The sequence below is a fragment of the Kitasatospora sp. DSM 101779 genome, from assembly GCF_025655475.1.
GTDB lineage: Bacteria > Actinomycetota > Actinomycetes > Streptomycetales > Streptomycetaceae > Kitasatospora.
The window spans coordinates 4,732,188-4,745,349 of the sequence record NZ_JAHTIK010000001.1 but is presented as its reverse complement, the minus strand read 5'-3'; the positions used below and the strand labels follow the sequence as shown (position 1 = coordinate 4,745,349).

The 13,162-nt window shown below is 71.3% G+C and carries 13 protein-coding genes; 4 read left to right on the top strand and 9 right to left on the bottom strand.

The window, feature by feature from the left end; all coding sequences use genetic code 11:
• Positions 1–10 precede the first annotated feature (10 nt).
• Entirely contained in the window at positions 11–910 is a 900-nt protein-coding gene (gene mqnP / locus KSNIM_RS21655) for a menaquinone biosynthesis prenyltransferase MqnP (protein WP_263104844.1), read from the bottom strand.
• Complete coding sequence (locus tag KSNIM_RS21650) at positions 907–2,364, bottom strand: menaquinone biosynthesis decarboxylase (RefSeq protein WP_263104843.1); 1,458 nt, start codon at positions 2,362–2,364, stop codon at positions 907–909. Before KSNIM_RS21650 ends, mqnP begins: the two co-directional genes overlap by 4 nt.
• A gap of 78 nt (positions 2,365–2,442) precedes the next feature.
• Between KSNIM_RS21650 and KSNIM_RS21645 the strand changes: the two genes are divergently transcribed.
• From KSNIM_RS21645 to KSNIM_RS21635, 3 genes are all read left to right on the top strand, one after another.
• Positions 2,443–2,856 carry a PLD nuclease N-terminal domain-containing protein gene (locus tag KSNIM_RS21645; RefSeq protein WP_263104842.1) on the top strand — a complete coding sequence of 138 codons (414 nt, stop codon included), beginning with the start codon at positions 2,443–2,445 and terminating at the stop codon, positions 2,854–2,856.
• Positions 2,857–3,244: 388 nt separating this feature from the next.
• Entirely contained in the window at positions 3,245–4,846 is a 1,602-nt protein-coding gene (locus KSNIM_RS21640) for an acyl-CoA carboxylase subunit beta (protein ID WP_263104841.1), read from the top strand.
• Positions 4,847–4,904: 58 nt separating this feature from the next.
• Positions 4,905–5,111, top strand: a complete 207-nt coding sequence (locus tag KSNIM_RS21635; protein ID WP_263104840.1) for an acyl-CoA carboxylase subunit epsilon — start codon at positions 4,905–4,907, stop codon at positions 5,109–5,111.
• Between the two features lie 61 nt (positions 5,112–5,172).
• Here KSNIM_RS21635 and KSNIM_RS21630 read toward each other — a convergent pair whose 3' ends face one another.
• The 7 genes from KSNIM_RS21630 to hemL form a co-directional block, all read right to left on the bottom strand.
• Complete coding sequence (locus tag KSNIM_RS21630) at positions 5,173–5,577, bottom strand: hypothetical protein (RefSeq protein ID WP_263104839.1); 405 nt, start codon at positions 5,575–5,577, stop codon at positions 5,173–5,175.
• Between the two features lie 148 nt (positions 5,578–5,725).
• Positions 5,726–6,859, bottom strand: coding sequence for a c-type cytochrome biogenesis protein CcsB (gene ccsB, locus KSNIM_RS21625; protein ID WP_263104838.1), 1,134 nt, complete (start codon positions 6,857–6,859; stop codon positions 5,726–5,728).
• Between the two features lie 3 nt (positions 6,860–6,862).
• Entirely contained in the window at positions 6,863–8,581 is a 1,719-nt protein-coding gene (locus tag KSNIM_RS21620; protein WP_263104837.1) for a cytochrome c biogenesis protein ResB, read from the bottom strand.
• A 2-nt stretch (positions 8,582–8,583) separates the two neighbouring features.
• Entirely contained in the window at positions 8,584–9,354 is a 771-nt protein-coding gene (locus KSNIM_RS21615; protein WP_263104836.1) for a cytochrome c biogenesis CcdA family protein, read from the bottom strand.
• Positions 9,351–9,947 (bottom strand): TlpA family protein disulfide reductase, encoded by a 597-nt coding sequence (locus KSNIM_RS21610; protein WP_263104835.1) that lies wholly within the window; start codon positions 9,945–9,947, stop codon positions 9,351–9,353. Before KSNIM_RS21610 ends, KSNIM_RS21615 begins: the two co-directional genes overlap by 4 nt.
• 184 nt (positions 9,948–10,131) lie before the next feature.
• On the bottom strand, positions 10,132–10,779 hold the full coding sequence (locus tag KSNIM_RS21605; RefSeq protein WP_263108059.1) for a histidine phosphatase family protein: 648 nt from the start codon (positions 10,777–10,779) through the stop codon (positions 10,132–10,134).
• 23 nt (positions 10,780–10,802) lie between these two features.
• Positions 10,803–12,179, bottom strand: coding sequence for a glutamate-1-semialdehyde 2,1-aminomutase (gene hemL, locus KSNIM_RS21600; protein WP_263108058.1), 1,377 nt, complete (start codon positions 12,177–12,179; stop codon positions 10,803–10,805).
• Between the two features lie 494 nt (positions 12,180–12,673).
• Between hemL and KSNIM_RS21595 the strand changes: the two genes are divergently transcribed.
• Positions 12,674–13,162, top strand: a complete 489-nt coding sequence (locus KSNIM_RS21595; RefSeq protein WP_095874334.1) for a hypothetical protein — start codon at positions 12,674–12,676, stop codon at positions 13,160–13,162.

Here is a 13,162-nt window from a genome sequence, read left to right as displayed (position 1 = left end):
GGGCGCCCCCTCAGACGGTCAGGCCCCGTAGGATCAGGTCGAGCAGGGCGAAGCCGAAGAGCGAGATGCCGACGAAGCCGTTGGTGGTGAAGAACGCCCGGTTGAGGCGGGAGAGGTCGCCGGGCTTGACGATGCCGTGCTCGTACAGGAAGGCGCCGACGACCACCGCGAGGCCGACCCAGAAGGCCGGGCCGGCGTCGGTGAGGACGGCGTACCAGGCGAGCAGCGCGACGGTGACGGCGTGGCAGGCGCGGGCGCCGTACAGCGCGGCCGCGATGCCGAAGCGGGCCGGCACGGAGCGGACGCCCTCGGCGCGGTCCGCGGCGACGTCCTGGCACCCGAAGATCAGGTCGAAGCCGCCGATCCAGATGCCGACGGCGAGGCCGAGCACCACGGCGTCCCAGGACCAGGTGCCGGTGACGGCCAGCCAGGCGCCGATCGGGCCGGCGGCCTGGGCGAGGCCGAGGATGGCGTGCGGGAAGTCGGTGAACCGCTTGCCGTACGGGTAGACGATCATCGGCACCACGGCGACCGGGGCGAGCGCCAGGCAGAGCGGGTTGAGCAGGGCCGCGGCACCGAGGAAGACGACGAGGGCGACGCCGGAGCCGATGTAGGCGGTGCGCAGCGACACCGCGCCGGTGACGAGTTCGCGGCCGGCCGTTCGCGGGTTCCGGGCGTCGATCTCGCGGTCGATGATCCGGTTGGCGGCCATCGCGAAGGTCCGCAGGCCGACCATGCAGACGGTGACGACGAAGAGTTCGCCCCAGTGCACCCGGCCGTCGGCGAGGAACATCGCGGTGAGCGCGGCGATGTACGCGAAGGGCAGCGCGAACACCGAGTGCTCGATCATGACCAGCCGCAGGAAGGACTTGACCTTGCCGGGCGGGACCTCGAAGGCGGCCGTGGTCACAGTCCGTACTCCTTCCAGCGCTTGGTGACGAGGGCGGCGGTCGCCGGGTCGGAGGCGACCATCTCGGGCCAGCCGCCGTCGCGGGTGTAGCCCTCCTCGGGCAGCTTGCGGGTGGCGTCGATGCCGGCCTTGCCGCCCCAGAACTGCTGGTAGGAGGCGTGGTCGAGGTGGTCGACCGGGCCCTCGACCACGGTCAGGTCGCGGCTGTAGTCGACGTTGCCGAGCGCCCGCCAGGCGACCTCCTGGTAGTCGTGCACGTCGCAGTCGGCGTCCACCACGACGATCAGCTTGGTGAGCGACATCATGTGGGCGCCCCAGATGGCGTGCATGACCTTCTGGGCGTGCTTGGGGTACTTCTTGTCGATCGAGACGATCACGCAGTTGTGGAAGCCGCCGGCCTCGGGCAGGTCGTAGTCGACGATGTCCGGGATGATGATCTTCAGCAGCGGCAGGAAGAACCGCTCGGTGAACTTGCCGAGCGGCCCGTCCTCGGTCGGCGGCCGGCCGACCACGATGGACTGCAGCAGCGGGCGGCGGCGCATGGTGACGCAGTCGATGGTGAGCGCCGGGAAGGGCTCCTGCGGCGTGTAGAAGCCGGTGTGGTCGCCGAACGGGCCCTCGGGCAGCATCTCGCCGGGCTCCAGCCAGCCCTCCAGCACCACCTCGGCGTCGGCGGGCACCTGCAGCGGGACGGTCCTGCAGTCGACCATCTTCACCCGCTCGCCCTGCACGAAGCCGGCGAACAGGTACTCGTCGATGTCCCCGGGCAGCGGCGCGGTCGCCGCGTAGGTGACGGCGGGCGGGCAGCCGAAGGCGATCGCGACCGGCAGCCGCTCGCCGCGCTTGGCGGCGACGGCGGCGTGGTTGCGGCTGTCCTTGTGGATCTGCCAGTGCATGCCGATGGTGCGCCGGTCGTGCCGCTGCAGGCGGTACAGGCCGAGGTTGCGGACGCCGGTGTCCGGGTCCTTGGTGTGGGTGAGGCCCAGGTTGAAGAAGGAGCCGCCGTCCAGCGGCCAGGTGAAGAGGGCGGGCAGCTGCTCCAGGTCGACGTCGTCGCCGGTGAGGACGACCTCGTGGACGGGCGCGTCGGCGGTCTTCACGTTCTTCGGCGGCACGTGGGCCATCGAGGCGAGCTTGCCGAAGGCGTCCCGGAAGCCGGTGAAGCCCTGCGGCAGCTCGGGCCGGAGCAGGCCGGCGATCTTCTCCGAGATGTCGTCGGGGGACTTCAGGCCGAGCGCCTTGGCGAGCCGGCGCTCGGTGCCGAAGACGTTCATCGCCAGCGGCATCGAGGCGCCCTTGACGTTCTCGAAGAGCAGCGCCGGGCCCTTGGCCTTCTGCACCCGGTCGACGATCTCCCCGATCTCCAGGTACGGGTCCACTTCGGTCTTGATCCGCTTGAGGTCGCCCTCGCGCTCCAGGGCGCGGAGGAAGGAGCGGAGATCGTCGTATGCCATGCCTGTCAGTATCCGACACCGGTTACCCTGGCCCCGCCAAGAGGGGCCCTGTTCGCCGTTCCGGGGGAGATCGACGCCGTGTTGAGAGTTCTGCCGCCGCTGCTCGTGCTCGCGCTGTGGGTGTGGGCGTTCATCGACTGCCTGACCACCCCGGAGGAGGACGTGCGCCACCTCCCCAAGGTCGCCTGGGTGATCATCGTGCTGCTCTTCCCGCTGGTCGGGTCGATCGCCTGGCTGGCGGCGGGGCGCAACCGCGCGCGGTCCCGCGGCCGCGCCGTGGCCTGGCCGGCCGGCCCCACGGCGGGCTTCCCGGAGTACGAGCGGCCCGCGGGGCGCTTCGTCGCCCCGGACGACAACCCGGAGTTCCTGGCCTCGCTGAAGAAGGACAACGAGCGGCACGAGGACATGCTCAAGCAGTGGGAGTCCGACCTGCGCCGGCGCGAGGAGGAACTGCGCCGAAAGGACGAGCCGGAGGACGATCCGCGCGGCTGAGCTGAATTTGGCGCTTCCCTACCATCCGGGAGCCCGCAGGCGGCCGCGCGCCGCACGAACCCCACACCCCTGGCCCGCCCCGCGGACCGGGGGTGAGCCGTCCGCGCACCCTCCCCGCCACCCGTCCTGACCTGGACGATCAGGGGTCCGACCACCCCCTGTGACGACCCCTGCGGGCGACGCCGCCGCACCCCCGCGAACGGGCCGCGGGGTGCGGCCCACTGTGCGCCCTGCACAGCTTCTGGGGCCCGACCTTGTACGGAATCGACGCCGAGCGGCGGCGGCCCTCCCTCGTAGTGTCGTAGGTGAAGAAGTGTTCGCCGGAGCAGCAGCCGCGCACAGCAGGCCGCCTGCCGGGACAGTTCCCTCACACTTGGAGTGGTTCGAGATGACGGTTCTGCACGATGCGCCGGTCGGCGAAGAGATCCCCGCGATCCCGGCCGACGCGCGCGGGCGGGTGGCCGAGCTGCACGAGCTCCGGGAGCGGGTCCGGCGTGGTCCGAGCGAGAAGGCCACCGAGGCCCAGCACGCGAAGGGCAAGCTGACCGCCCGCGAGCGGATCGACCTGCTGCTGGACGAGGACTCCTTCCACGAGGTGGAGCCGCTGCGCCGGCACCGCGCGCAGGGCTTCGGCCTGGAGGCGAAGAAGCCGCACACCGACGGCGTGGTGGTCGGCTGGGGCACCGTGCACGGCCGGACGGTCTTCGTCTACGCACACGACTTCCGGATCTTCGGCGGCGCACTCGGCGAGGCCCACGCGCAGAAGATCCACAAGATCATGGACATGGCCATCGCGGCCGGTGCTCCGCTGGTGTCACTGAACGACGGCGCCGGCGCCCGCATCCAGGAGGGCGTCACCGCCCTCGCCGGCTACGGCGGCATCTTCCAGCGCAACACCAAGGCCTCGGGCGTGATCCCGCAGATCTCGGTCATGCTCGGCCCCTGCGCCGGCGGCGCCGCCTACTCCCCCGCGCTCACGGACTTCGTGTTCATGGTCCGCGAGACCTCGCAGATGTTCATCACCGGCCCGGACGTCGTCCAGGCCGTCACCGGCGAGAAGATCACCCAGAACGGCCTCGGCGGCGCCGACGTCCACTCCTCGGTCTCCGGCGTCTCCCACTTCGTCTACGACGACGAGCAGTCCTGCATCGAGGAGGTCCGCTACCTCCTCTCCCTGCTGCCGCAGAACAACCGCGAGATGCCGCCGGCCAGCGCCACCGACGACCCGGTCGAGCGCCGCAACGAGAGCCTGCTCGACCTGGTGCCCGCGGACGGCAACCGCCCCTACGACATGCGCAAGGTCATCGAGGAGGTCGTCGACCACGGCGAGTACCTGGAGATCCACGAGCGCTGGGCGACCAACGTCATCGTGGCCCTGGCCCGGATCGACGGCCACGTGGTCGGACTGATCGCCAACCAGCCGCAGTCACTGGCCGGCGTGCTCGACATCAACGCCAGCGAGAAGGCCGCACGCTTCGTCCAGATGTGCGACGCCTTCAACATCCCGATCGTCACCCTGCTCGACGTCCCCGGCTTCCTGCCCGGCGTCGACCAGGAGCACGGCGGCATCATCCGGCACGGCGCCAAACTGCTCTACGCCTACTGCAACGCCACCGTGCCGCGGATCTCGCTGATCCTGCGCAAGGCCTACGGCGGCGCCTACATCGTCATGGACTCCCGCTCCATCGGCGCCGACCTGTCCTTCGCCTGGCCGACCAACGAGATCGCCGTGATGGGCGCCGAGGGCGCCGCCAACGTCATCTTCCGCCGCGACATCGCCGCGGCCGAGGACCCCGAGGCGATGCGCGCCCAGAAGATCAAGGAATACAAGAACGAGCTGATGCACCCGTACTACGCGGCCGAACGCGGCCTCGTCGACGACGTCATCGACCCGGCGGAGACCCGCCAGGTGCTCGCCGCCTCGCTCGCCATGCTCCGCACCAAGCACGCCGACCTGCCCAGCCGCAAGCACGGCAACCCTCCGATGTAACCGGTTTTTACGCCGATCGGAACCCGTCAGACTTCACCATGGGGGAGAAACAAGGACCATGAGCGCTTCCGCCGAACCCCTTGTCCGCATCGTCCGCGGCTCGCTGAACGACGAGGAACTGGCCGCCCTGACCGCGGTGCTGCTCGTCCGGGCCGCCACCGCCCAGCAGGCCGCCGCCCCGGCGGTCGAGCCGATCGCCAACTGGCAGCGCCTGGAGCGCCGCCCGGCGTACTACTCCCCGGTCAGCTGGCAGCAGGCCGCCTGACAACACTTCGGGCCTCCGGCACGGTCACCGTGCGGGAGGCCCGAGTCGTTCCGCGGCCGCGCTACGCGGCCGCGAGGGCGGCCGGACGGCCCTCGTGCATGGTGGACAGGTGCTCGGCGAGCAGCTGCGGGTCCTGGCCCAGCCAGAGCCGCACGGCGGCGCCGAGCACGACGCAGGAGGAGCCGAGGCGCACCCCGGTGGTCTGGGCGATCCGGCCGGCCGCCGGGCCGAGCAGGTCGGCGAGGTCGGTCGGCAGCCAGACGGTCTGCGCGCACGGCGCCGGCAGCCGCACGGCGGCGACCAGGCGGTAGGCGTCCTGGGCGCAGTGCAGGGTCGGCAGGATGTCCAGCAACCCGTCGGCGACGACCTCGGAGACGTCGCTGCGATGTCCCTGGGCCAGCCGGCGGAGCAGTGCTCTCTCCGCAGCGGTGATCCGGACGGTCAGCATGACCTCGTCGCTCTCCATGGCGGCCCCTCCTCGCGGCTCACGGGACGTCCTGGTCAACGACCGGACGGGCGATCCCTCACGGTTCCTTCGGTGGAACGGTCCCCACCCGGGGCGGCGGCCGGTGACCGGCCGCCGCCCGCGGGCGTGCGGACGTGCGGGCGGCGTCTCAGACGCCGGCGTACGAGTGCTTGCCGGTGACGAAGATGTTGACGCCGTAGTAGTTGAACAGCCAGCAGGCGAATGCCAACAGGGCCAGATAGGCCGCCTTTCGGCCCCTCCATCCGGCGGTCGCCCGGGCGTGCAGGTACGCGGCGTAGGCGACCCAGGTGATGAACGACCAGGTCTCCTTCGGGTCCCACTCCCAGTACTTGCCCCAGGCCGCCTCGGCCCAGATCGCGCCGGCGATGATGGTGAACGTCCAGAGCGGGAAGACCAGGGCGTTGATCCGGTACGAGAGCTTGTCGAGGGTCGACGCGGCGGGCAGCCGCTCCCAGACCGAGACCGGGATGCGCAGCGGGCCGCCGGGCAGGCCGGCCTCGACCCGGCGCTCGTAGGAGTCCTTGCCGAGGTACAGGACGGTGGCCACGAAGGCCGCGTACAGCGCACCACCGCAGATGATCGCGGTCGAGACGTGGATGCCCAGCCAGTACGAGTGCAGGGCCGGGACGAGCTGCTCGGAGTCGGTGTAGAGCACCGAGACGGCCACGCCCAGGGTCAGCAGGACGGCCAGCACCACCGGCAGGCCGAGCCAGCGCACCTTCTTGCCCGCCACCAGCAGGCCCAGGTAGGCGAGCATCATGGTGAGGCCGAAGGCGCAGGAGAACTCGTACATGTTGCCCCACGGCCAGCGCATCACCGACAGGCCGCGGGTGAGCACACCGCCGGCGTGCAGCAGGACGCCGAGGACGGTCAGCGAGACGGCGATCCGGCCCGCGAGGTCGCCCCGCTCGCTGGTGCCCGCGGCGCCGGGGCCGTCGACCCCCGAGCCGTCGCCGCGGCCGCTGGTGACCACGGTGGCGCCGGCGTCGGCGAGGGCGGTGCGGGTGAGCGTGGTGGTGCCCCCGTCCGCGGCGGCCACCGTGACGGTGACCTTGCGGGCGGCCTTGGACTCCCCGGCGGCGGCCAGGGTCGCGGCCAGACCGCCGGACTGCTCGGCGGAGCGGACGGCGATCGCACCCTTGCTGCCGAACGTCCACTCGAAGAGGTGGGCGAACATCGCCAGGGTGTACACGGCCATCGCCGAGTAGATCAGCTTGTTGGAGAGGTCGGCCAGATGAGGGTCGACCGAGGCGAGATTCACCGTCTACTCCTTGGAGTCCGGGTCTGCGGGGGTTGCCGGTGCGGGGACGGCGGCGGGCTCGGGCCCGTCCGTCGAGGTGTCCGGGTCGGGCTCGTCGAGGGCCGGGGCGTCACCCTGGAGGTCGACCGCGAACTCGGCCAGCTCCTCGGCCGTGCGGGCCGACTCGCTGCGGGCGAGGCCGGCCAGCTCGACCAGCGTGGTGCCGTCCGGGGAGGCGGTGGCACGGACCCAGATCCGGCGGCGCTGCACGAACAGCGAGCCGATCAGGCCGAGGATCGCGCAGACCGCGCCGGTGAGCGCGACCGCGTTGCCCGGGCGGTGGGAGACGTTGAAGCTGGCCCACTGCTTGTACCCGTCGAAGGTGACGGTGCCGTAGCCGTCCGGCAGCTCCCAGCCCTGGCCGGGCTTGAGCCTGACGCGGGCGATGTCGCCGTCCTGCTTCAGCTGGGTCATGTGGCTGGTGTCGAGCTGGTAGACGTTCTGCGGCAGGCCGGAGTCGGTGCCGAGGTCGCCCGCGAAGGCGGTGAGCACCAGCATCGGCTCGGCGGCGTCCGGGAAGAGCGAGATCGGGCCGGTCTTCTCGAAGTTCACCGGCGCGGTCGGCAGGAAGTAGCCGTTGAAGCCCAGGTCGACGTCCTTGCCGTCCTTCTTGCCGTAGTCGCTGACCTTGATCACGCCGGTGGAGGTGAGGTTGCTGTCCTGCGGCAGGAAGGGCGTCGGGCCCTTGTAGACGACCTCGCCCTTGGCGTTCCGCACGGTGACGACCGGCGCGTAGCCGTGGCCGATCAGGAAGACCTTGGAGCTGCCGATCTCCAGCGGGTGGTTGACCTCGATGTCGCCCTTGGTCAGCTTCTCGGCGTCGGTGCCCGTCCAGTACCGGATGTGCGCGGTGAACTGGCGGGCGCTGCCGATCTGCTCGCCGGAGGTCTGGTAGCGGGCGGTGAAGCCGTCCAGCTTGAAACCGAAGGCGTCCAGGTCGTCGACGGAGTAGAAGGCGGAGCCGGTGAAGTCGTCGTACTGGGTGGTGGTGTTGGCGAAGCCCTGGCCCTCGATCATCAGCTTGCCGCCCTGGCCGCTCCACAGGCTCGCCCAGGCGAAGCCCGCCAGCAGGGCGAACAGCGAGAAGTGGAAGAGCAGGTTGCCGACCTCGCGCAGGTAGCCCTTCTCCGCGGCGACCGCGCCGCCGGCGAGGTTGGCCCGGAAGCGGCGTCCCCGCAGCAGCCGGTGCGCGGCGGCGTTGACCGCCTCGGGGTCGGCGTCGGTGCGCCAGGCGGCGTAGACCGGCATCCGGGTCAGGACGCGCGGGGCGGCCGGCGGCTGTGCCCGCAGCACGCCGACGAACTGCCAGGTGCGCGGGACGATGCAGCCGGCCAGCGAGACGAACAGCAGGATGTAGATCGCCGAGAACCAGACCGAGCTGTAGACGTCGAACAGCTGGAGCTTCTCGTAGAGCGGGGTGATGCCCTGGTGGGCGGCCTTCCAGGTCTGCACCTTGAAGGCGTTCTGGCTGTTCTGCGGGATCAGCGAGCCGGGGATCGCCGCCAGCGAGAGCAGGAAGAGCAGGATCAGCGCGACCCGCATCGAGGTGAGCTGGCGCCACGTCCAGCGGGCCCAGCCGAACACGCCGATGCCGACCGGGGCCTCGACCTCCTCGGGCGCGGTGCTGAGGCGCTCGACGTCGCCTTCGCCGCCGTCGGCGGTCACGGTCTTGGTGTCGCTCACGGTCAGATTCCGATCGTGGTGTCGCCGCTGAGTTGCCGCATGTGGTCGATCAGGACGTCCCACACGCCGGTGACCAGGAGCAGGCCGACCGCGACGAGCATGCCGCCGCCGATCCGCATCACCCACTGGTAGTGCTGCTTGACCCAGCCGAACGCCCCGAGCGCCTTGCGGAAGGCGAGCGCGGCAAGGATGAACGGTACGCCGAGTCCGGCGCAGTACACCGTCATCAGCAGTGCGCCGCGCCCGGCGCTGGCCTGGGCGGCCGAGAGGTTGAGGATGGAGGAGAGCGTCGGGCCGATGCACGGCGTCCAGCCCACGCCGAAGACCAGGCCCAGCAGCGGGGCGCCGGCCAGGCCGATCGCGGGGCGGCGGTGGGTGCGCACCTCGCGGTTGGTGAAGCCGGGCAGCAGTCCCATGAAGGCGAGGCCCATGAGGACGGTCAGCGCGCCCAGCACGATGTTGATGGTGCGCTGGTACTGCTGGAGGGTGTTGCCGAAGAAGCCGAAGAGCGCGCCGGTGGAGACGAACACGGCGGTGAAGCCGAGCACGAACAGCAGTGCGCCGAGCAGCATGCGCCCGCGCCGCGCGCCCTTGGCGTCGGCGAGGTCGACGGCGGAGAAGCCGGTGACGTAGCTGAGGTAGCCGGGGACGAGCGGCAGCACGCAGGGCGAGAAGAAGGAGAGCAGCCCGGCGGCGAGGGCGATCGGCAGGGCGAGGACGAGGGCCCCGCTGAAGACCGTCTCGTTGGTGCCGAAGGCCGCGAGCGCGCTCACTTCTGCTCCGCGAGGACCGGGGTGATCATCTTCTCCAGGTCCTCGGTGGAGAGGGCGCGCATCGCGCGGGCGGCGAGCCGGCCCTCACGGTCGACCACGATGGTGGTCGGGATGGACTGCGGGTTGAGGCTGCCCTTGGGGAAGCGCAGGATCTGGGTGCCGTCCGGGTCGTACAGGCTCGGGTAGGTGATGCCGGTCTGCTGCTCGAAGCGGACGGCGTTGGCCGGGTCGACGTCCCGGGTGTTGATGCCCAGGAACTGGACACCCTTGTCCTGGTACTTCTGGGCGACCTCCTGGAGGTTCTTGCCCTCGGCGCGGCACGGGCCGCACCAGGAGCCCCAGATGTTGAGGACGACGACCTTGCCCTTGTAGTCGGCGAGCGCGACCGGCTTGCCGTCCAGGGTCTTGCCGTCGATCGCCGGCGCGGCCGTCCGCGCGTCGGGGGCGGCGGTGGCGATGCCCGCCTTGCCGGTGATGAAGCCGGCCTGCCCCCCGCCGCCGGAGGTACCGGAACTGCAGGCGGTCAGCGCGAGCGCGGCGGCGGCACCGAGCATGGCGGCCAGGCGGGTGCGGCGGCGGGTCGTCCCAGACATGTGAAAAGTTTCGCATGGGACTTTGGGCAGGTTTGAGGGGGTCCGACGTTACGCGTCGAACCCCCTCTGACCTGCAGTTTCTGTACTTATGATCCGCTTATCCCTGGCATTTCACCGCTGTGTCGGCGGTCACTCGGGAAGCCGCGGACGAGCCCCTCGGACGCCCCCGCGAAGGGGCCCCGCGTCAGGCGCCGAAGCTCTTGCCGACCGGCTTGGACTTACCGCCCTTGCCGACCAGGTGCGCCGGCAGCAGGTCCCGGGCCGGCTCGCGGTAGCCGATCGAGACGATCCGGTCGCCCTCGTAGGTGAAGCTGGTCAGCGAGGCCAGCGAGCACTGCCGGTTGCGCGGGTCGTGCCACAGCCGCCGGCGCTCGGCGAACGAACGCACGATCCAGATCGGCAGCTGGTGGCTGACGCAGACCGCCTCGTGCCCGCGCGCGGCGTCCCGGGCCGCGGCGAGCGCGCCCATCATCCGCACGACCTGCTCGATGTACGGCTCGCCCCAGGACGGCTTGAACGGGTTGGTCAGGTACTTCCAGTGGCCAGGGTTCTTCAGCGAGCCGTCGCCGACGCCGAAGGTCTTGCCCTGGAAGATGTTGTCCGCCTCGATCAGCCGCTCGTCGACGGCCACCTCCAGGCCGTGCGCCTTGCCGATCGGCTCGGCGGTCTCCTGGGCGCGCTCCAGCGGCGAGGCCACCACGTACGTGATGTCCCGGTCCGCGAGGTGCTCGGCGACCCGGTCGGCCATCTGCCGGCCGAGCTCGGACAGGTGGTAGCCGGGGAGGCGCCCGTAGAGGATGCCCTCCGGGTTGTGCACCTCGCCGTGGCGCATCAGGTGGACGACGGTGGTCTCGCTCACGCGGTCTCCTCGGTGGCCTCGGCGGCGGCCCGGGCGGCCGCGGGCAGGGCAGCGGCGATCCGCTCGATCGCCCGCTCGTCGTGGGCCGACGAGACGAACCAGGACTCGAAGGCCGAGGGCGGCAGGTAGACGCCCTGGGACAGCATCGAGTGGAAGAAGGAGTTGAAGCGGAACGCCTGCTGGCGGCGGGCCGCGTCGTAGTCGGTGACCTGCTCCTCGGTGAAGAAGACCGAGAACATGTTCCCGGCCTTCTGCAGCCGGTGGACCACGCCCTCCTTGGCGAGCGCCTCGGCGACCAGGCCGGAGACCTGCTCGGCGACGCGGTCGACGGCGGCGTACACCTCGTCGGTGCAGTTGCGCAGCTGGGCGAGGCCGGCGGCGGTGGCGATCGGGTTCCCGGAGAGCGTGCCGGCCTGGTAGACCGGGCCGGCGGGGGCCAGGTGCGCCATGACGTCCGCGCGGCCGCCGAAGGCAGCGGCCGGGAAGCCGCCGCCCATGACCTTGCCGAAGGTGAGCAGGTCCGGCGCCCAGCCCTCGTGCGCGGCCTCCAGGCCGTACCAGCCGGCCTTGGAGACGCGGAAGCCGGTCATCACCTCGTCCGAGACGAACAGCGCGCCGTCGGCCCGGCAGAGCTCGGCCAGGCCCCGGTTGAAGCCGGGCAGCGGCGGGACGACGCCCATGTTGCCGGGCGAGGCCTCGGTGATCACGCAGGCGATCTCGCCGGGGTGGGCTGCGAAGGCCTGCCGGACGGCCTCCAGGTCGTTGTAGGGCAGCACGATGGTGTCGCCGGCCTGGGCACCGGTGACGCCGGGGGTGTCCGGCAGGGCGAAGGTGGCCACGCCGGAACCGGCGGCCGCCAGCAGCGCGTCCACGTGGCCGTGGTAGCAGCCGGCGAACTTCACGACCTTCGAACGGCCGGTGAAGCCGCGGGCGAGCCGGATCGCCGACATGGTCGCCTCGGTGCCGCTGGAGACCAGGCGGACCTGCTCGACCGGCGCCACCCGGGCGGTGATCTCCTCGGCCAGCTCGACCTCGCCCTCACCGGGGGTGCCGAAGGAGGTGCCGCGGACGACCGCCCGCTGCACGGCCTCGATCACCGCCGGGTGCGCGTGGCCGAGGATCATCGGGCCCCAGGAGCAGACGAGGTCGACGTACTCGCGGCCGTCGGCGTCGGTCAGGTACGGGCCGCTGCCGGACACCATGAAGCGGGGGGTTCCGCCGACCGCGCGGAAGGCCCGGACTGGCGAGTTCACGCCACCCGGGGTGACGGCGGAGGCGCGCTCGAACAGCGACCGGGACTGCGGGGCCTCGTACGGATAGCTCGGGGGACTGGTCCGCGGGTCGCTGTCGGACCCGCTCTCGGGGTTGCTCACGGGGTTGGTCACCTGAACATGCTCTCAAATCGTGTCCTTGCACTCTGCATGCCCGACCCGATCATCTGGAACGATGATCCGTGTGCTGCTGCCTCGGCAGGGGGTTCGGACTGTACGGTTGTCCGTGCGACCGTCGCGAAGGAGTCCGGCCCGCGGGCCGGAGGTCCTGGGCACAGCGGGACGCACGTCCCGGATCGGGCCGACGGACGCCGGGGGGCGACCGTTCGAACCGGCCGGCAGGCCGCGGCGACGCGGCCACTGGGCGTTGCGGCTCGCGGTGTGTACGGCGGCACAAGACGGGTAAGTGGCACGTTCGGAGGGACACCGGGCGTGTGGGGGTCTGTCGATTCCGGCGAATTCCGGTGAGGATGGTCCGAGTGTCCGAGGCGCAGGACGGCTTCGAGGAGGCCACGGGTGGCACCCGTCCCTCCGCGGAGGCCGCGCACGGCGGGGGTACGGGTACAGGCGGCAGGGGAAGGCGGGGCGAGGGACGCGTGGGAGTCACCTACAAGTACTTCGGCGCACCCGACCGTGCCACCGCGGCGAGAGTCCCCACCGCGCTGGGCCCGGGTGGCCTGGGCCTCGACGCCGGTGAGCTCGGCTCGCTGGGCCGGCTCGGCGACCTGATGGAGACGAGCGGCTCGCTCAACGGCCACCTGTCCACCAAGATCAAGCCCGAGACGATGAGCGCGATGGTGCTCACCGGCATCCAGGGCGTTCCGCTGCACCAGGTCCCGCCGCTGGAGCTGGTCGTCCTGCACCCCGACTACGCGGTCGTGCAGCTGCCGCACAACGTGGTCGAGCCGCTGCGCAAGGCGGACGAGACCCAGCTCGGCGCGGCCGCCTTCATCTGGTCGACCGTTCCGGACCGGCGCGGCCCGCGCGACGCCTTCGTGATCTACCAGATGCTGCACGAGTGGCAGGACTTCGCCAACCGCCTGCACGACGCCGGCCACCAGCTGTACTGCCTGGTCTGGCCGTAG